At 62.7% G+C, this 16559-nt stretch carries 17 protein-coding genes; 9 read left to right on the top strand and 8 right to left on the bottom strand.

Annotation, left to right across the window (positions count from 1 at the left end):
• Positions 1 to 17: 17 nt before the first annotated feature.
• The 5 genes from FFM53_RS29920 (at position 18) to FFM53_RS29900 (ending at position 4553) form a co-directional block, all read left to right on the top strand.
• Positions 18 to 1019: an ABC transporter permease gene (locus FFM53_RS29920; protein ID WP_138389675.1), complete on the top strand. Its 1002-nt coding sequence runs from the start codon at positions 18 to 20 to the stop codon at positions 1017 to 1019.
• A complete protein-coding gene (locus FFM53_RS29915) occupies positions 1016 to 2023 on the top strand; it encodes an ABC transporter permease (RefSeq protein WP_138389676.1) in 1008 nt (335 codons plus the stop codon). Before FFM53_RS29920 ends, FFM53_RS29915 begins: the two co-directional genes overlap by 4 nt.
• Complete coding sequence (gene rhaM, locus FFM53_RS29910; protein ID WP_138389677.1) at positions 2020 to 2340, top strand: L-rhamnose mutarotase; 321 nt, start codon at positions 2020 to 2022, stop codon at positions 2338 to 2340. Before FFM53_RS29915 ends, rhaM begins: the two co-directional genes overlap by 4 nt.
• The gene (locus tag FFM53_RS29905; protein ID WP_138389678.1) at positions 2337 to 3716 is read left to right on the top strand and encodes an FGGY-family carbohydrate kinase; all 1380 of its coding nucleotides are present in this window, start codon (positions 2337 to 2339) and stop codon (positions 3714 to 3716) included. Before rhaM ends, FFM53_RS29905 begins: the two co-directional genes overlap by 4 nt.
• 78 nt (positions 3717 to 3794) lie before the next feature.
• On the top strand, positions 3795 to 4553 hold the full coding sequence (locus FFM53_RS29900) for a fumarylacetoacetate hydrolase family protein (RefSeq protein WP_138389679.1): 759 nt from the start codon (positions 3795 to 3797) through the stop codon (positions 4551 to 4553).
• Between the two features lie 16 nt (positions 4554 to 4569).
• Here FFM53_RS29900 and mmsB read toward each other — a convergent pair whose 3' ends face one another.
• The 7 genes from mmsB to FFM53_RS29865 form a co-directional block, all read right to left on the bottom strand.
• Positions 4570 to 5451: a 3-hydroxyisobutyrate dehydrogenase gene (gene mmsB, locus FFM53_RS29895; RefSeq protein WP_138389680.1), complete on the bottom strand. Its 882-nt coding sequence runs from the start codon at positions 5449 to 5451 to the stop codon at positions 4570 to 4572.
• Between the two features lie 9 nt (positions 5452 to 5460).
• Positions 5461 to 7056, bottom strand: coding sequence for a GMC family oxidoreductase (locus FFM53_RS29890; RefSeq protein ID WP_138389681.1), 1596 nt, complete (start codon positions 7054 to 7056; stop codon positions 5461 to 5463).
• 131 nt (positions 7057 to 7187) lie between these two features.
• Positions 7188 to 8177: a branched-chain amino acid ABC transporter permease gene (locus FFM53_RS29885; protein ID WP_003547798.1), complete on the bottom strand. Its 990-nt coding sequence runs from the start codon at positions 8175 to 8177 to the stop codon at positions 7188 to 7190.
• Between the two features lies 1 nt (position 8178).
• A complete protein-coding gene (locus FFM53_RS29880) occupies positions 8179 to 9066 on the bottom strand; it encodes a branched-chain amino acid ABC transporter permease (protein WP_020052663.1) in 888 nt (295 codons plus the stop codon).
• 4 nt (positions 9067 to 9070) lie between these two features.
• A complete protein-coding gene (locus tag FFM53_RS29875; protein WP_138389682.1) occupies positions 9071 to 9772 on the bottom strand; it encodes an ABC transporter ATP-binding protein in 702 nt (233 codons plus the stop codon).
• A complete protein-coding gene (locus tag FFM53_RS29870) occupies positions 9772 to 10554 on the bottom strand; it encodes an ABC transporter ATP-binding protein (protein ID WP_138331350.1) in 783 nt (260 codons plus the stop codon). Before FFM53_RS29870 ends, FFM53_RS29875 begins: the two co-directional genes overlap by 1 nt.
• Before the next feature lie 5 nt (positions 10555 to 10559).
• Positions 10560 to 11765 (bottom strand): ABC transporter substrate-binding protein, encoded by a 1206-nt coding sequence (locus FFM53_RS29865; RefSeq protein WP_138331349.1) that lies wholly within the window; start codon positions 11763 to 11765, stop codon positions 10560 to 10562.
• A gap of 174 nt (positions 11766 to 11939) precedes the next feature.
• Here FFM53_RS29865 and FFM53_RS29860 point away from each other — a divergent pair, with 174 nt between their 5' ends.
• On the top strand, positions 11940 to 12893 hold the full coding sequence (locus FFM53_RS29860; RefSeq protein ID WP_138389683.1) for a LysR family transcriptional regulator: 954 nt from the start codon (positions 11940 to 11942) through the stop codon (positions 12891 to 12893).
• A 53-nt stretch (positions 12894 to 12946) separates the two neighbouring features.
• Here FFM53_RS29860 and FFM53_RS29855 read toward each other — a convergent pair whose 3' ends face one another.
• Complete coding sequence (locus tag FFM53_RS29855) at positions 12947 to 13285, bottom strand: cupin domain-containing protein (RefSeq protein ID WP_138331347.1); 339 nt, start codon at positions 13283 to 13285, stop codon at positions 12947 to 12949.
• A gap of 174 nt (positions 13286 to 13459) precedes the next feature.
• Between FFM53_RS29855 and FFM53_RS29850 the strand changes: the two genes are divergently transcribed.
• From FFM53_RS29850 to FFM53_RS29840, 3 genes are all read left to right on the top strand, one after another.
• A complete protein-coding gene (locus FFM53_RS29850) occupies positions 13460 to 14647 on the top strand; it encodes an acyl-CoA dehydrogenase (RefSeq protein WP_138389684.1) in 1188 nt (395 codons plus the stop codon).
• Between the two features lie 90 nt (positions 14648 to 14737).
• Positions 14738 to 15199 (top strand): DUF4126 family protein, encoded by a 462-nt coding sequence (locus tag FFM53_RS29845; protein ID WP_138331345.1) that lies wholly within the window; start codon positions 14738 to 14740, stop codon positions 15197 to 15199.
• Positions 15196 to 16557 (top strand): FAD-containing oxidoreductase, encoded by a 1362-nt coding sequence (locus tag FFM53_RS29840; protein WP_138389685.1) that lies wholly within the window; start codon positions 15196 to 15198, stop codon positions 16555 to 16557. The genes FFM53_RS29845 and FFM53_RS29840 overlap by 4 nt, the downstream gene beginning before the upstream one ends.
• Positions 16558 to 16559 lie beyond the last annotated feature (2 nt).

Below are 16559 nucleotides of genomic sequence, written 5' to 3'. Positions count from 1 at the left end.
CAATGCAAGGTAAGAGCATGGCAAGACTGATCAGAAAACGCGAAACCCTGCTGTTCCTCATCATCGTCGTGATGATCGCGATCTTTTCGACGCGCGCTGCCGATTTCGCAACGCCGGAGAATCTCGCCGGCATTTTCAACGATACCTCCATCCTGATCATCCTGGCGCTGGCGCAGATGACGGTCATCCTGACGAAATCGATCGACCTGTCCGTCGCCGCCAACCTCGCCTTCACCGGCATGGCGATCGCGATGATGAATGCCGCCTATCCCGATCTGCCGCTCGTCGTGCTCATCCTTGCCGCGATCGTGATCGGCGCCTGCCTCGGCGCTATCAACGGCTTTCTCGTCTGGGCGCTCGAAATCCCGCCGATCGTCGTCACGCTCGGCACGCTCACCATCTACCGCGGCATGGCCTTCGTGCTCTCGGGCGGGGCGTGGGTGAACGCCCACCAGATGACGCCGGTCTTCTTGTCGGTGCCGCGCACGCCGATCCTCGGCCTGCCAGTTCTCGGCTGGGTGGGCATCGTCATCGTGCTTCTGATGTATGTCCTGCTCAGATACACCCAGTTCGGCCGCTCGGCCTATGCGACCGGCGGCAATCCGACCGCGGCCGTCTATGCCGGCATCGATACGGGCTGGACGAAATTCCTGGCCTTCGTCCTGTCGGGCGCGCTAGCCGGCCTTGCGAGCTATCTCTGGGTGTCGCGTTATGCCGTCGCCTATGTCGATATCGCCAACGGCTTCGAGCTCGACAGCGTCGCGGCCTGCGTCATCGGCGGCATCTCGATTGCCGGCGGCGTCGGCTCGGTCGCCGGCACCGTGCTCGGCGCGCTTTTCCTCGGCGTCATCAAGAATGCACTGCCGGTCATCGGCATTTCACCCTTCACGCAGATGGCAATCTCCGGAACCGTCATCATTCTCGCCGTCGCCTTCAACGCCAGGCGCGAGCGCAACCGCGGCCGCATCATCCTGCGCGACCGCGCCGCAGCCGAGATCAGAACGGAGGCCGTAGTATGAGCACCGTGTCCACACACGAAAAGCGGGTCATCCCCGACCGCCTCGGCACACCCTTCCGCCGCATCGCCGCGAGCTGGGAAGTGCTGCTCTTTGCCGTCGCCATCCTGATCTTCATCTTCAATTCGCTGGCCTCGCCCTATTTCCTCGATGCCTGGAACCTCTCGGACGCCACCTTCAATTTCACCGAAAAGGCAATGATCGCCTTCGCCATGGCACTGCTCGTCATATCGGGCGAGATCGACCTCTCGGTCGCCGCGATCATCGCGCTCGCCTCGACGGCAATGGGCGCGGCAGCACAGCTCGGCATCGGCACACCGGGCCTGGTCGCGATCGGCATCGGCACCGGCCTTGCCTGCGGCATCTTCAACGGCGTTCTGGTCTCGGTGCTGAAACTGCCGTCGATCGTCGTCACCATCGGCACGATGAGCCTTTTCCGCGGCATTTCCTATATCGTCCTCGGCGACCAAGCCTATGGCAAATACCCGGCTGATTTCGCCTATTTCGGCCAGGGCTATGTCGTCTGGGTATTCTCCTTCGAATTCGTGCTCTTCATCGTGCTGGCGATCCTCTTCGCCGTGCTGCTGCATGCGACGAATTTCGGCCGGCAGGTCTATGCGATCGGCAACAACGACTTCGCCGCCCGCTTCTCCGGCATTCCGGTCGAGCGCGTCAAATTCATCCTCTTCCTGTTGACCGGCGTCATGAGCGGCGTTGCCGCCGTCTGCCTGACCTCACGCCTCGGCTCGACCCGGCCGTCGATCGCCCAGGGCTGGGAACTCGAGGTCGTCACCATGGTCGTGCTCGGCGGCATCTCGATCCTCGGCGGTTCCGGCACCATCGTCGGCGTCGTCATCGCCGCCTTCGTCATGGGCCTCGTCACCTTCGGCCTCGGCCTGCTGAACGTGCCCGGCATCGTCATGTCGATCTTCATCGGCCTGCTTCTGATCATCACCATCGCCATCCCGATCATCGCCCGTCGCATCAAGGTCATGAGCTCCCGATGACTTTAGAAAAACACGCCTTCAAGATGCAGCTCAATCCCGGCATGGAAGCCGAATACCGCAGGCGGCATGACGAGATCTGGCCGGAACTGGTCGATCTTCTGCACAAGTCGGGCGCCAGCGACTATTCCATCCATCTCGACCGCGAGACCAACACGCTGTTCGGCGTGTTGACGCGGCCGGCCGACCACACGATGGCGAGCCTGCCGGACCATCCGGTGATGAAGAAGTGGTGGGCGCACATGGCCGACATCATGGCGACCAATCCCGATAATTCGCCGGTCCAGAGCGACCTGGTCACCGTCTTCCATATGCCATGAACGCCACCTCCTATCGCCGCATCGCCGTCCTCGACATCGGCAAGACGAATGCCAAGGTCGTCGTCCTCGACAGCGAGACGGGCGCCGAGATCGCCGTCCTGAAACGGCCGAATATCGCGATCAAAACCGGTCTCTATCCGCATTACGACGTAGAGGCTCTCTGGTCCTTTGCGCTCGATGCACTGAAGAGCCTTGCGCGCGAACCTGGCTTCGACGCCATTTCGATCACCACCCATGGTGCATCCGCTGCACTGCTTGCCCGAGACGACACGCTTGCCATGCCTGTCATCGACTACGAACACGAATATCCGCAGGAAATCCGCGACGCCTATACGGCGCTCCGCCCCTCCTTCGACGAAACCTTCTCGCCGCACCTGGCGATGGGTCTGAACGTCGGCGCGCAGCTGCACTACCAGAAGACCGCCTATCCCGAGGAATTCGCCAAGGTTGCGACCATCCTCACCTATGCGCAATATTGGACGGCGCGGCTGACGGGTATCGCCGCCAATGAGCTGACCTCGCTCGGCTGCCACACCGACCTCTGGAACCCGAGGGAGGGCCACTATTCCTCGCTCGTCGACAGGCTTGGCATTCGCGACCTCATGGCGCCGATCCGTTCCGCTTTCGATGCGCTTGGCCCAGTCCTGCCGGATATAGCCACGGAGCTCGGCCTCGCCGCACCCGTGCCGGTCTATTGCGGCATTCACGATTCCAATGCCTCGCTGCTGCCGCATCTCGTCCATCGCGAAGCACCCTTCGCCGTCGTCTCCACAGGCACATGGGTTATCAATTTCGGCGTCGGCGGCGATCTCGGTCACCTCGATCCGAAACGCGATGCGCTCGCCAATGTCGATGCTTATGGCCGCGCCGTCCCCTCCTCGCGTTTCATGGGTGGCCGGGAATTCGAGATCCTGTCGGCCGAAATCGGTCCTGTCGGCGAAAAAGCCGCTCAGGCGGCAATCGGCCCGGTTATCGGCAAGGGCATGATGCTCCTGCCGAATATCGCGCCCGGTTCCGGACCCTTTCCGGGAAAGACAAGCCGCTGGATCGGCGCCCAAGAGGCAAGCCGCGAGGAGCGCTCTGCCGCTGCCTGTCTCTATCTCGCTTTGATGACCGATGCCTGCCTCGGCCTGATCGGTGCCAAAGGCCCCGTTATCGTCGAAGGGCCTTTTGCCCTCAATGGGACCTATCTCAAGCTGCTCGCCGCCCTGACCGGCCGCGAGGTCATGGCCCTTCCGGGCTCGACCGGCACCAGCCAGGGTGCTGCCCTTCTCACCGGCATCCGGCCGGTATCGGGTGCCGAGACGCATATTCCGCCGACCGATATCCCAGGACTGACCACCTATCGCGATCGCTGGCACGCAGCGATGGAATAGGACCTTTTCCAAGAACGGCCTTGTTCGTCCTCGTCTTGCCGCTAGTGTGGCACTCCAAAATCATGTCGAGGAGATAGCATGACAGAGACATTCGATCCGCGCGCCCTTGCCGCCCGGCTTCACAGCCTGCGCCAGGCCGGCCTGCAGGAGGCCACGGACACTTTCGCGCTGCCAGCCGATCTGCATCAGGCGATGGAGGCGCAGAATTTGCTCACTGCTGCGGACCGTATTTCGAGCAATGCCTGGAAAGTCACGGTCTCGCCGCAGGGCCAAGCGGTCGCCGGTACGCTGTATCCCTATGCCAAAGCCGTTTCGGGCGCGGACATTCCCTGGTATCCGGGCCTGAAATTCGAGACCGAGATCGCCGTCCGTCTCGGCAGCGACCTGCCGGTCCGCGCGGGCGTTCCCTACAGCCGCGCCGACGTGGTCGAGGCGATTTCCGCTGTCTATCTCGGCGCCGAGCTGCTGGTCAGCGCTGTGAAGGAAAGCGGCAGCGTTTCGTTTCTGCTGTTCGTCGCCGACCGCCTCGGCAATAGCGGCTATGTACTCGGCCCGGAGGTCGAAAAAAGAGTTGTCGACACCGTTGGGGGAACGCCGCTCAAGGTCACCCATGCCGGCCGTACGATTTATGATGGTCCGGCGCAGCATCCGAAAGGCGACGTCCTCACCTGGCTCGTCGATTACGCCAATGACGGCTTGCGCCCCGAGACATCGCTGAAATCAGGTGCACTCATCACGACAGGCACGTTGAGCGGCGCGATCGAACTGACCGAACCCGGCGAGATCGACATCCTGCTCGGCGACATCAGGCTCAGCTTCTCGGTGTCGAAGGGTTGATTTGACGCCGCGGTGCTTACGCCTTCTCGCGGAACATCTCGATAATGGCGGAAAAGTCCCTTCCGCCATTGCCCTGCTTCTCGAAGAGCGCGAAAAGCTGTGCTGCTTCCGCGCCGAGCGGGGTGGAGGCGCCGCTCGTCAGTGCCGCTTCTTGTGAAAGCCTGAGATCCTTCAGCATCAGTGCTGCGGCAAAACCCGGTTTGTAGTCATTATTCGCAGGAGAGGTCGGCACCGGTCCGGGCACCGGGCAATAGGTATTGATCGACCAGCACTGGCCCGACGAGGTCGAGGCAACGTCGAACAGCGCCTGATGCGAGAGCCCAAGCTTTTCGGCGAGCACGAAGGCCTCGCAGACGCCCACCATCGAAATGCCTAGGATCATGTTGTTGCAGATCTTCGCCGCTTGGCCGGCGCCGGCCTCGCCGCAATGGACGATCTTCTTTCCCATCGCCTCCAGGATCGGCTTTGCCTTGGCGAAGGCGTCTTCCGAGCCGCCGGCCATGAAGGTCAGCGTGCCTGCGGTCGCCCCGCTCGTGCCGCCGGAGACCGGGGCGTCGAGCGACAGGCAGCTTGCGGCCTTGGCCATCTCATGCGCTTTGCGGCTGCTTTCGACATCGATGGTCGAGCAATCGATCACCAGTGTACCTTGCGCGGCGGACTGCAGGATATCGGTCCAGGCCGTCAGCACGTGTGTGCCCTGCGGCAGCATGGTGATGATGATGTCCGCGTCCTTGACCGCCTGGCTGGCATGGCTTGCCGGCTTGACGCCGCTCTCCTCGGCCGCCTTCAGCACCGAAGCCGCGAGATCGAAGCCGAGGACCTCGTGACCTGATTTGACCAGATTGGCGGCCATCGGCCCACCCATGTTGCCGAGGCCGATGAATGCGATCCTTGCCATGGTCTTCTCCTATCGATTGTCTTCGAGGATCATCGCTGCCGCCTTTTCGGCGATCATGATGGTCGGCGAATTGGTGTTGCCCGAGGTGATCGACGGCATCACCGAGGCGTCGGCGATCCTGAGCTTGCCGAGCGCCCGGAGTCTCAGTCTGGGGTCGACGACGCTGTCCCTGTCGGCGCCCATGCGGCACGTGCCGACAGGATGGAAGATCGTCGTGCCGATCTCGCCCGCCGCCCGCTCCAGATCGGCCTCCGTCTGATAGGCAGGCCCCGGCTTGAATTCCTCCGGCCTGAAACGGGCAAACGAAGGCTGCGCGACGATCTTGCGCGTCAACCGTATTGAACGGACAGCTATGTCACGATCGCGCTGCGTCGAGAGGTATTTCGGGCTGATCGTCGGCTGAGCGGCAAAATCCGGGCTGGACAGGTGGACCGAACCGCGGCTTTCCGGCCTCAGATTGCAGACGCTCGCAGTAATCGCCGGGAAAGGATGGACGGGATCGCCGAATTTTTCCAGCGAGACCGGCTGCACGTGATATTGCAGATCAGGCGTTTCCCGGTCCGGGCCTGATCGGGTAAAGATTCCGAGCTGGCTCGGCGCCATCGCCATCGGCCCGGAGCGGCGGACGAGATATTCGAGCCCGATCGCCGCCTTGCCGATGAGCTTTGTCGCCTTCTCGTTCAGCGTCGGAACCCCCGTCACCTTATAGGCCAGACGCAGCTGCAGATGGTCCTGCAGGTTCTCGCCGACACCCTTGACCTCGGTGACGACATCGACGCCGGCCCGCTGGAGAACCTCGCCCCTGCCGATGCCTGACAGTTCCAGGATATGCGGCGAACCGATCGATCCGGCTGACAGGACGGTTTCTTTCGCCGCGTAGGCGCGTTTCGCTACGCCCCGATGCTGGAATTCGACACCGCCAACGGCACCCTCCTCCACCAGCAGCCGCCGAACCTGCGCCTTGGTCAGCACGGTCAGGTTGGAGCGCCTCATCGCCGGTCGCAGGAAGGCCTTCGAGGTATTCCAGCGAATGCCGGAACGCTGGTTGACGTCGAAATAGCCGGAGCCCTCGTTGCTGCCGCGGTTGAAATCCGCAGTCTCCGGGATGCCCGCTTCCCTGGCAGCCTGCTGGAAGGCATCGAGCACGGCCCAGCGCACGCGCGCTTTCTCGATGCGCCATTCACCGCCGGCACCATGCATCTCGTCTTCGCCGCGATAAAAGTCCTCCGACTTGCGGAAGAAGGGCAGAATATCGTCCCAGCCCCAGCCGCTGCAGCCCATCTGCCGCCAGAGGTCGTAATCGCGCGCCTGGCCGCGCATGTAGATCATGCCGTTGATCGACGAACAGCCGCCGAGCACCTTGCCGCGCGGATAGCTCAGCGCCCGGCCGTTCAATCCCGCTTCCGGCGCCGTGGTGAAGCACCAGTCGGTACGCGGATTGTTGATGCAATAAAGATAACCGACCGGAATATGGATCCAGTGGTAGTTGTCGCTGCCGCCGGCTTCGAGCAGCAGAACCCGGCTCCTGCCGTCGGCGGACAGCCGGTTGGCGAGCACGCAGCCGGCGCTGCCTGCCCCGACGATGATATAGTCGTAACGATCCATGCCCCGCACGAGACTCCAGATGCTTGCCGCTTCCCCCTCCCCGCGGCACGGGGAGAGGAAGAGTCGCAGCGCCGCCGCCCGTCTCTTTTCCGAAAGAGTAATTCTTTCCGGAAAGAGAGAGGTCCGCCCGTTCAGCGGCGATAGACGAAGCCCAGTTTACGCCCTAGCCGCGAGGCGTAGAATTCGCCGATGATGCCGCGGCGGAAGATCAGCACGCAGACCATGAAGACGATGCCGGTGATGATCGTCACCGGGAATTCGGAGGTAGCGAGGTAGTTTTCCAGCACCACCACAAGCCCGGCGCCGAAGAGCGGGCCGATCAGCGTACCGATGCCACCGAGCAGCGTCATCAGGATCACCTCGCCCGACATCTGCCAGGCGACATCGGTCAGCGTCGCGAACTGGAAGACGATCGATTTCACCGCGCCCGCGAGCCCGGCAAGCGCCGCCGACATGACGAAGGCGCCGAGCTTGTAGCGCGCCACGGAATAGCCGAGCGAGATCGCCCGTTGCTCGTTTTCGCGGATCGATTTCAGAATCATGCCGAAGGGCGAATTGATAAAGCGCCAGATGATCAGGATGCCGACCAGGAAGACGGCCAGCACGAAATAATACATGTTGGTCGAGCTGTTCAGATCGATGAAGCCGAAGAGATGGCCGCGGGGCACGGACTGGATGCCGTCCTCGCCCTCGGTGAACTCCGCCTGCAGGCAGAAGAAGAAGAACATCTGCGACAGCGCCAGCGTGATCATCGCGAAATAGATGCCCTGGCGGCGGATGGCGAAGAAACCCATGACGAGACCGAGAAACGCCGCACCCGCCACGCCGATCAGGATGCCGAGTTCCGGCGGCAGGCCCCATTCTTTCACCGTATAGGCGGTGAAATAGGCGGCACCGCCGAAGAAGGTGGCGTGGCCGAAGGACAGCAGGCCGGTATAACCGAGCAGCAGGTTGAAGGCGCAGGCAAAGAGCGCGAAGCAGAGCAGCTTCATCAGGAAGATCGGATAGAAAAAGAACGGCGCCAGCAGCAGGAGCAGCAGTCCGGCAAGCAGGAAACCCGCCTGCACCGAAAGGGCGGTTCGGCTTTTTTCCGTTTGGATGGTTTCGGTGATGTCAGCCATGTCAAGCATCCCGTCCGAAGAGGCCCGCGGGCCTGATGAGAAGCACGATCGCCATGATGACGAAGATCACGATGTTGGACGCCTCGGGATAGAAGACCTTGGTCAGGCCCTCGGCAATGCCGAGCACGTAACCGGTGATGATCGCGCCCATAATCGATCCCATGCCGCCGACGACGACGACGGCGAAGACGACGATGATCATGTTCGAGCCCATCAGCGGCGAGACCTGGTAGATCGGTGCCGCCAGCACGCCGGCAAAGGCGGCGAGACCGGCGCCGAGCGCATAGGTGAGCGTCAAGAGCACCGGCACGTTGACACCGAAGACCTGCACCAGCACGGCGTTTTCGGTGGCGGCACGCAGGTAGGCCCCGAGTTTGGTCTTCTCGATCAGCAGCCAGGTGCCGAGGCAGACGACGAGCGAGACGACCACCACCCAGCCGCGATAGATCGGCAGGAACATGAAGCCGAGGTTGGCCCCGCCGGCAAGAGCCGCCGGCGTTGCATAGGGCTGGCCGGAAGAGCCGTAGAGATAGCGGAAGGTGCCCTCGACCGCGAGCGCCAGTCCGAAGGTGAAGAGCAGGCCGTAGAGCGGATCGAGATCGTAGAGCCGGCGCAGGAACAGCCGCTCGATGATTGCACCCGCAAGGCCGACGATCACTGGCGCCAGGATCAATGACGGCCAGTAGCCGATGCCGGCATAGGTCAGCAGCAGGTAGGCGACGAAGGCGCCGAGCATATATTGCGCGCCATGGGCGAAGTTGATCACCCGGAGCAGGCCGAAAATGATGGCGAGGCCGAGGCTGAGCAGCGCGTAGAACGAGCCGTTGATCAGGCCGATCAGCAACTGGCCGAACAACGCCTGCAGGGGAATGCCGAAGATGATCGTCATCTGGTCATACTCCCAGAACCTTGTGCAGCGTATCCATGCGCTGCGGCAGTTCACCGACCGGGAATTCCGACACCATCTGCCCATGATCCATCAGATAGAAGCGATCGGCAATACGGCTGGCGAAACGGAAATTCTGCTCGACGAGCAGGATCGTCATGCCGCGCTCCTTCAGCGTCTTCAGCACCTCGCCGATGCGTTGGACGATAACAGGGGCAAGCCCCTCCGTCGGTTCATCGAGAATGAGCAGCCTGACGCCGGTGCGGAGGATTCGGGCGATCGCCAGCATCTGCTGCTCGCCGCCTGACAGTTTGGTGCCTGGGCTGCCGCGGCGCTCATAGAGATTGGGGAAAAGCTCGTAGATCTCGTCGAGCGTCATGCCGCCGCCTGCCACGACAGGCGGCAGCAGCAGGTTTTCCGAAACGGTGAGCGTCGAGAAGATGCCGCGCTCCTCCGGCACGAAGCCGATGCCCCGATGCGCCGTCTTGTGCAGGGGCACCTGCATCATATCGCTGCCGTCAAAGCTGATCTTGCCCTTACGGGCCCGTACGATGCCGGTGATGGTGCGCAGCGTCGTCGTCTTGCCGACGCCGTTGCGGCCCAGAATGGTGATCGTCTCGCCTTCGGCAACGCGCATGTCGACGCCGTGCAGGACGTGGCTTTCGCCGTACCAGGCATTGAGCCCCTGGACTTCGAGGAGAGTGGCCATCAATGCTCCTCCGTGCCCATATAGGCCACACGCACACGCTCGTCCTGGCTGACCGTCGCATAATCGCCCTCGGCGAGGATCTCGCCGCGCTGCAGCACGGTGACATGCTGGCAGATATTGGCGACGACGGAGAGATTGTGCTCGACCATCAATACGGCGCGGTCGCGGGCGACCTCGCGGATGATCGAGGAGACGACGCCGACATCCTCCTGCCCCATGCCGGCCATCGGCTCGTCGAGCAGCAGCACTTTCGGATCCAATGCCAGCGTGGTGGCGATCTCCAGCACGCGCTTGCGGCCATAGGAAAGATCGGCGGCGATGTGATCGCGCTCCTTGGACAGTCCGACGCTGGCGAGCAGCTGCTCGGCGCGCTCGTTCAGCCGGTCGAGCGCCGAGAGCGGCCGCCAGAACTGCGTGGAAAGATTGTTCGGCCGCTGCAGCGCCACGCGGACATTGTCGAGAACGGTCAGATGCGGGAAGACCGCCGAGATCTGGAAAGAGCGGACCAGCCCCATGCGCGCCACCTTGTCGGGCGGCGTTCCGGTGATGTCAACGCCCATCAGGCTGATGGTGCCTGAGGTCGGCTGCAGGAACTTGGTCAGCAGGTTGAAGACCGTCGTCTTGCCGGCGCCGTTCGGGCCGATCAGCGCATGCACGCTGGCGTCATGCACGTCGAGATCGACGTTCTTGACGGCCGTGAAGCCGCCGAAATCGCGGCGCAGGCCGCGGGCGGACAAGACCACCCGCGGCTTTTCCTGTGTTTCAATTGCGGAAACCGCCATCGTGCTTACTTTACCAGATCGCAGCCGCTCTTGGCGGGATCGATATAGGCTTCCTTGCCGGGAATGGTGGCGAGCACGTTGAAATAATCCCACGGCTCCTTGCTCTCGGAAGGCTTCTTGACCTGCAGCAGATACATGTCGTGGATCATGCGGCCATTGGCGCCGACCGTGCCGCCGCGGCCGAAGACGTCGTCGACCGGCATTTCATGCAGCTGCTTGGCGACGGCTTCCGTTTCGTCGGTGCCGGCCTTCTGCACCGCCTTCAGATATTGTGTTACCGCCGAATAGGTGCCGGCATGGATCATGTTCGGCATCTTGCCGGTGCGGGCGAAGAACTTCTTGGCGAAGGCGCGGCTCTCGTCGTCGCGGTTCCAGTAATAGCCTTCCGTCAACGTCAACCCTTGAGCCGCCTCAAGGCCGAGACCATGGACTTCGGCGAGCGTGAAGAGCAGCGCCGCCAGATGCTGGCCGCCCTGGGTGATGCCGAATTCGGCCGCCTGCTTGATGGCGTTCGCGGTATCGAGGCCGGCATTGGCAAGGCCGATCACCTTGGCGCCGGACGATTGCGCCTGCAGCAGGAAGGACGAGAAGTCCTGGGTCGACAGCGGATGGCGGACGGCGCCGACGACCTTGCCGCCGCTCGCCTTGACGTAATCGCTGGTCTGCTGCTCCAGCGAGTAGCCGAAGGCATAGTCGGCCGTCAGGAAGAACCAGCTGTCGCCGCCCTGCTTGACGAGCGCGCCGCCGGTGCCGACGGCGAGTGCATGGGTGTCGTAGGCCCAATGGAAACCGTAAGGCGAGCAGGCCTTGCCGGTGAGATCCGTCGTCGCAGCACCCGTGACGATGTCGATCTTCTTCTTTTCCTTGCCGATCGCCTGCACGGCGAGCGCCACCGACGAGGTCGTCAGTTCCATGATCGCATCCACCTGTTCGGTGTCGTACCACTGGCGGGCGATGTTGGAGGCGATATCAGGCTTGTTCTGGTGATCGGCATCAACGATCTCGACCGGAACGTCGAGCACCTTGCCGCCGAAATCCTCGACCGCCATCTTGGCGGCTTCGACGGAGGACTTGCCGCCGAAATCGGCATAGACACCCGACTGGTCGTTCAGGATGCCGATCTTGACCTTGCCGTCGGTCGCGCTCTGCGCGAGCACCGCAGTGCTGCTCGCAAGCAGAAATGCAACTGATGCAATGAGATTCTTACGCATATTCTCTCCTCCCAGAGATTGGCCAGATTGCGGATCTGTTCAAATTTGGCCAGTCGCACTCCTCAGGACGACGGACCCTCACCTTACGATCACGGAAATCCCGCCCTGAGGCAACGGGTGATTTACAACTAATTCCAAACAGTATCTGTTCATTTTTGAACAGAGAGGATCGCGATGAACAATCCACCGCAGTTTACTTGGGACGATCTGCAGTTTTTTCTAGCCGTCGCCCGCACCGGACAGCTGTCGACGGCGGCCCGTCAGCTGCGTTCCAGCCACGCCACCGTCTCACGCCGCATCGACCGGCTGGAGTTCACCCTCAAGGTCAAGCTGTTCGAGCGCAATCCGCGCGGCTACGTGCTGACTGCCATGGGCACGCGCTTCGTCGAGACGGCCGAAAGGATGGAGCAGGAGACCGAGCGGCTGCGCGCCGACCTCGCCGACGGCTCGATGGCGCAGCGCGGCCTTGTGCGGCTGAGCGCGCCGGAGGGTTTTGCCAATTTCTTCTTCGCAACCGTGCTGCCGCAGTTTGCCGCCCAGCATCCGCATCTCTCGCTGGAATTGGTGACGATCCAGCAGATCATGTCGCTGTCGCGCAAGGAGGCCGATCTTTCCGTCGTGCTCGACGAGCCGAAGGGCGGGGCTTATTTCGCCGAGAAGCTGACGGACTACCACCTGCAGGTCTACGGCTCGCGCGACTATCTGGCGAAAGCCGCGTCGATCACCTGTCGCGAAGACCTGCTCGGCCATCCCTTCGTCAGCTATATCGAGGAGATGATTTTCGCGCCGGGCCTGGATTATCTCGGCGATGTGCATCCGCGCATCAAGCCGCAGTTCCAGAGCTCCAGCATCTTCGCGCAGCTCACTGCCACCAGAAACGGCCTCGGCCTCTGCATCCTGCCCTATTTCTTCGCCAGCCGTTATCCCGAACTCGTGCGCGTGCTGCCCGAAGAGATCGACCTCAAGCGCCATTACTGGATCACCTGCCATCGCGACCTGAAACAGGCGCCGCGCGTGCGCGCCGTCATCGATTTCCTGCGCGAGGCGGTGCGCGGCGAAGATGCGCGCTTCGTGCCGCCCTATGTCACGGCCGCCGGCCCTGCGCGCAGGACAAGAGCGGACGTTTAATTAGAGCATGATGCCGTCCGAAACCGCTCACAGCTTTCAGCATCATGCTCTGGTTACTTCAGGAATTCGGCCCGGTGCGGGGTGAATGCATCGATCAGCCGGCCCTTTTCCAGCGCCTTGACGCCATGCACCAGATTGGGGGGCACAATGAAGCTGCCGCCCTGCTTGAGCACCTCGGTCCGGCCATCGATCGTCACTTCGAAACTGCCTTCGGCGACGTAGCTTGCCTGGATGTGCGGATGCGAATGGGCCGCGCCCACGGCGCCGCTTTCGAAGGCCACTTCCACCAGCATCATCTCGGGCAGATATGTCATGATGCGCCTGACGACGCCGGGCTCGGGATTGACCCATTCGGCGCCTTCGGCCGATACGAACAGATCGCTTGACGACATTTTCCGCCTCCTCGTTCCAGAATCGATCGCGGGCAAAGTGGATCATGCCGACGCTTTTGAAAAGATGGCGCGGCCGGTCTTTTCGAGACTGCCGCCTTCTGTTGACGCGGTCGGCTGGCGGGTCTATGGCCAACTTGAGCGAGGCAAGCCAGACCGGGATGAGGAGACGCGGCCATGCAGCATACGCGCGAAGTTTTCGACTGGGCCGATCCGTTCCGCCTGGTGGAGCAGCTGACCAGTGAAGAGCGCATGGTGCAGGACACCGCCCGTGCCTATGCGCAGGAAAAGCTTGCTCCCCGTGTTCTCGACGCCTTCCGCAATGAAAAGACCGATCCCGAGATCTTCCGCGAAATGGGCGAACTCGGCCTGCTCGGCCCGACGATCTCGCCCGATTATGGCGGCGCCGGCCTCGGTTACGTCGCTTACGGCCTGATCGCCCGCGAGGTCGAGCGGGTCGACAGCGGTTACCGCTCGATGATGAGCGTGCAGTCCTCGCTCGTGATGGTGCCAATCGAAACCTTTGGCTCCGAGGCGCAGAAGCTGAAATACCTGCCGAAACTCGCCACCGGCGAATGGATCGGCTGCTTCGGCCTGACCGAACCCGATCACGGCTCCGACCCCGGCTCGATGGCAACACGTGCCAAAAAGGTGGACGGCGGCTACAGCCTGACCGGCTCGAAGACCTGGATCTCCAACGCGCCGATCGCCGATGTTTTCGTCGTCTGGGCAAAGACCGAGGACGGCCTCATCCGCGGCTTCATCCTCGAAAAGGGCTGGAAAGGACTTTCGGCGCCTGCGATCCACGGCAAGGTGGGCCTGCGCGCTTCGATCACCGGCGAGGTGGTGATGGACGGGGTGTTCGTGCCTGAGGAAAACCTTCTGCCTGATGTGACCGGCCTCAAGGGACCGTTCACCTGCCTCAACTCCGCCCGTTTCGGCATCGCCTGGGGCGCACTCGGTGCTGCCGAGGATTGTTATGCGAGAGCCCGGCAATACACGCTCGAGCGCAAGCAGTTCGGCCGGCCGCTCGCCGCCAACCAGCTGATCCAGAAGAAGCTCGCCGACATGGCGGCGGAAATCTCGCTCGGCCTTCAGGGCTGCCTGCGGCTTGGCCGCATGAAAGAGGAAGGCCATCCGCCGGTGGAACTGACCTCGATCCTCAAGCGCAACAGCTGCGGCAAGGCGCTGGAGATCGCGCGGGCGGCCCGAGACATGCTCGGCGGCAACGGCATCTCCGACGAATTCGGCATCGCCCGTCATCTCGTCAACCTCGAAGTGGTCAACACCTATGAGGGCACGCACGACATCCACGCGCTGATCATCGGCCGGGCGATCACCGGCATTGCCGCTTTTGCGAACTAGCGCATTGGCGCGAAAGGGCGAATTGCCACGCGCCTGACAATGTGCAACCTTCCCTCACGACGGCAAGAGCCGGCAAAAGGGGGATCATGCATGTTTCTGCTTCTTGCATTGCTGATTGGTGTCATTGCCGGGCTTCGCGCCATGACGGCGCCCGCCGCCGTCGCCTGGGGCGCAGCACTTGGATGGTTCGATGTCTCGCAGACGCCGCTTGCCTTCATGGGTTACCAATGGACGCCGTGGATCTTCACGCTTCTCGCCGTCGTCGAACTGATCACCGATCAGCTGCCATCGACGCCGTCGCGTAAGGTGCCGGTGCAATTCGGCGCCCGCATTGTCACGGGCGCGCTGGCCGGCGCCACGATCGGTGCCGCCAGCAGCCTGCTTTTCGGCGGGCTGATCGCCGGCGTGATCGGCGCCGTCATCGGCACATATGGTGGCGCCGCCATCCGCAGCAGGCTTGCCGCCTCCTTCGGCAAGGATCTGCCGGCCGCTCTCATCGAGGATGCCGTCGCCGTCATCGGCGCGGTGCTGATCGTGGGGGCCGTCGCATGAAAAGCTTCGACGCCATCGTTATCGGCGCCGGTCAGGCCGGCCCCTTTCTTGCCGCCAGGATGGTCGAAAAGGGCATGAAGGTGGCGCTGATCGAACGCAAGTTCCTCGGCGGCACCTGCGTCAATGCCGGCTGCATGCCGACGAAGACACTGGTCGCCAGCGCCCGCGCCGCTCATGTCGCAAGAAACGGCGCTGCTTACGGCGTCAATATCCCTGGCGAGATCGCCATCGACATGAAGGTGGTCAGGGCGCGCGCCGCAACCGTGACCATGAACGCCCGCAACGGCCTGATCGGCTGGTTCGCCGGCATGGACGGCATGACCGTGATCTACGGCCATGCCCGTTTCGAGGACCCAAAGACCGTCAGCGTCAACGGCGAGACGCTGACTGCGCCGCGCATCTTCCTCAATGTCGGAGCGCGGCCGGTCATCCCCGACCTGCCTGGGATCAACGATATCGATTACCTCACCAGCACCTCGATCATCCATCTCGACATGCTGCCACGGCATCTGGCCGTGATCGGCGGCAGTTATATCGGGCTGGAATTCGCACAGATGTATCGCCGCTTCGGCGCCGAAGTCAGCGTCATCGAGCACGGCCCGAAGCTCGCGTCGCGCGAGGACGAGGATATATCCGACGCGATCGCCGATGTCCTGCGCTCGGAGGGCATCGACATTCATACCGGCGTCAGCGACATCGCCTTTGCCAAGAGCAGCGACGGAATAACGGTCGCCACCGATTCAGCGAGGATCGATGCGAGCCATGTGCTGATTGCCACCGGCCGCAAGCCGAACACCGACGATCTCGGCCTCGATGCCGCCGGCGTCATCACCGACGGACGCGGCTTCATTACCGTCGACGACAGGCTTGCCACCAATGTCGACGGCATCTGGGCGCTTGGCGATTGCAACGGCCACGGCGCCTTCACCCACACCTCGTACAATGATTTCGAGATCGCCGCCGCCAATCTGCTGGACGGCGACGATCGCAAGGTGTCGAGCCGTATCCCGGCCTATGCGCTCTATATCGACCCGCCGCTTGGCCGTGTCGGCATGACGGAGAAGCAGGCGCGCGCCTCGGGACGAAGAATCATGATCTCGACCCGGCCGATGAGCCGCGTCGGCCGCGCCAACGAGCGCGGCGAGACCAAGGGCTTCATGAAGGTGATCGCCGACGCCGAGACCAAAAAAATCCTCGGTGCGGCGATCCTCGGCATCGAGGGCGACGAGGTGATCCACGGCATCATAGACGCGATGAATGCAGGAACAACCTATCCCGCCTTGCAATGGTCGGTGCCGATCCATCCGACGGTGTCGGAGCTGATCCCGACGCTGCTTGGGGATTTGAAGCCGGTTTAGCT

The sequence above is a fragment of the Rhizobium indicum genome (genome assembly GCF_005862305.2).
In the GTDB taxonomy this organism is placed as follows: Bacteria; Pseudomonadota; Alphaproteobacteria; order Rhizobiales; family Rhizobiaceae; genus Rhizobium; species Rhizobium indicum.
Note: the sequence above shows the minus strand (reverse complement) of the source record. Positions and strands in the feature narration are given on the sequence as shown.

Excerpts from the sequence above, each read along its gene's own strand:
- FFM53_RS29885 (WP_003547798.1), bottom strand. The coding sequence starts at position 8,177 with ATGGCTGACATCACCGAAACCATCCAAACGGAAAAAAGCCGAACCGCC.
- FFM53_RS29920 (WP_138389675.1), top strand. The coding sequence starts at position 18 with ATGGCAAGACTGATCAGAAAACGCGAAACCCTGCTGTTCCTCATCATC.
- FFM53_RS29850 (WP_138389684.1), top strand. The coding sequence starts at position 13,460 with ATGCAGCATACGCGCGAAGTTTTCGACTGGGCCGATCCGTTCCGCCTG.
- FFM53_RS29905 (WP_138389678.1), top strand. The coding sequence starts at position 2,337 with ATGAACGCCACCTCCTATCGCCGCATCGCCGTCCTCGACATCGGCAAG.
- rhaM (WP_138389677.1), top strand. The coding sequence starts at position 2,020 with ATGACTTTAGAAAAACACGCCTTCAAGATGCAGCTCAATCCCGGCATG.
- FFM53_RS29880 (WP_020052663.1), bottom strand. The coding sequence starts at position 9,066 with ATGACGATCATCTTCGGCATTCCCCTGCAGGCGTTGTTCGGCCAGTTG.
- FFM53_RS29875 (WP_138389682.1), bottom strand. The coding sequence starts at position 9,772 with ATGGCCACTCTCCTCGAAGTCCAGGGGCTCAATGCCTGGTACGGCGAA.
- mmsB (WP_138389680.1), bottom strand. The coding sequence starts at position 5,451 with ATGGCAAGGATCGCATTCATCGGCCTCGGCAACATGGGTGGGCCGATG.
- FFM53_RS29870 (WP_138331350.1), bottom strand. The coding sequence starts at position 10,554 with ATGGCGGTTTCCGCAATTGAAACACAGGAAAAGCCGCGGGTGGTCTTG.
- FFM53_RS29845 (WP_138331345.1), top strand. The coding sequence starts at position 14,738 with ATGTTTCTGCTTCTTGCATTGCTGATTGGTGTCATTGCCGGGCTTCGC.
- FFM53_RS29865 (WP_138331349.1), bottom strand. The coding sequence starts at position 11,765 with ATGCGTAAGAATCTCATTGCATCAGTTGCATTTCTGCTTGCGAGCAGC.
- FFM53_RS29840 (WP_138389685.1), top strand. The coding sequence starts at position 15,196 with ATGAAAAGCTTCGACGCCATCGTTATCGGCGCCGGTCAGGCCGGCCCC.
- FFM53_RS29855 (WP_138331347.1), bottom strand. The coding sequence starts at position 13,285 with ATGTCGTCAAGCGATCTGTTCGTATCGGCCGAAGGCGCCGAATGGGTC.
- FFM53_RS29860 (WP_138389683.1), top strand. The coding sequence starts at position 11,940 with ATGAACAATCCACCGCAGTTTACTTGGGACGATCTGCAGTTTTTTCTA.
- FFM53_RS29900 (WP_138389679.1), top strand. The coding sequence starts at position 3,795 with ATGACAGAGACATTCGATCCGCGCGCCCTTGCCGCCCGGCTTCACAGC.
- FFM53_RS29890 (WP_138389681.1), bottom strand. The coding sequence starts at position 7,056 with ATGGATCGTTACGACTATATCATCGTCGGGGCAGGCAGCGCCGGCTGC.
- FFM53_RS29915 (WP_138389676.1), top strand. The coding sequence starts at position 1,016 with ATGAGCACCGTGTCCACACACGAAAAGCGGGTCATCCCCGACCGCCTC.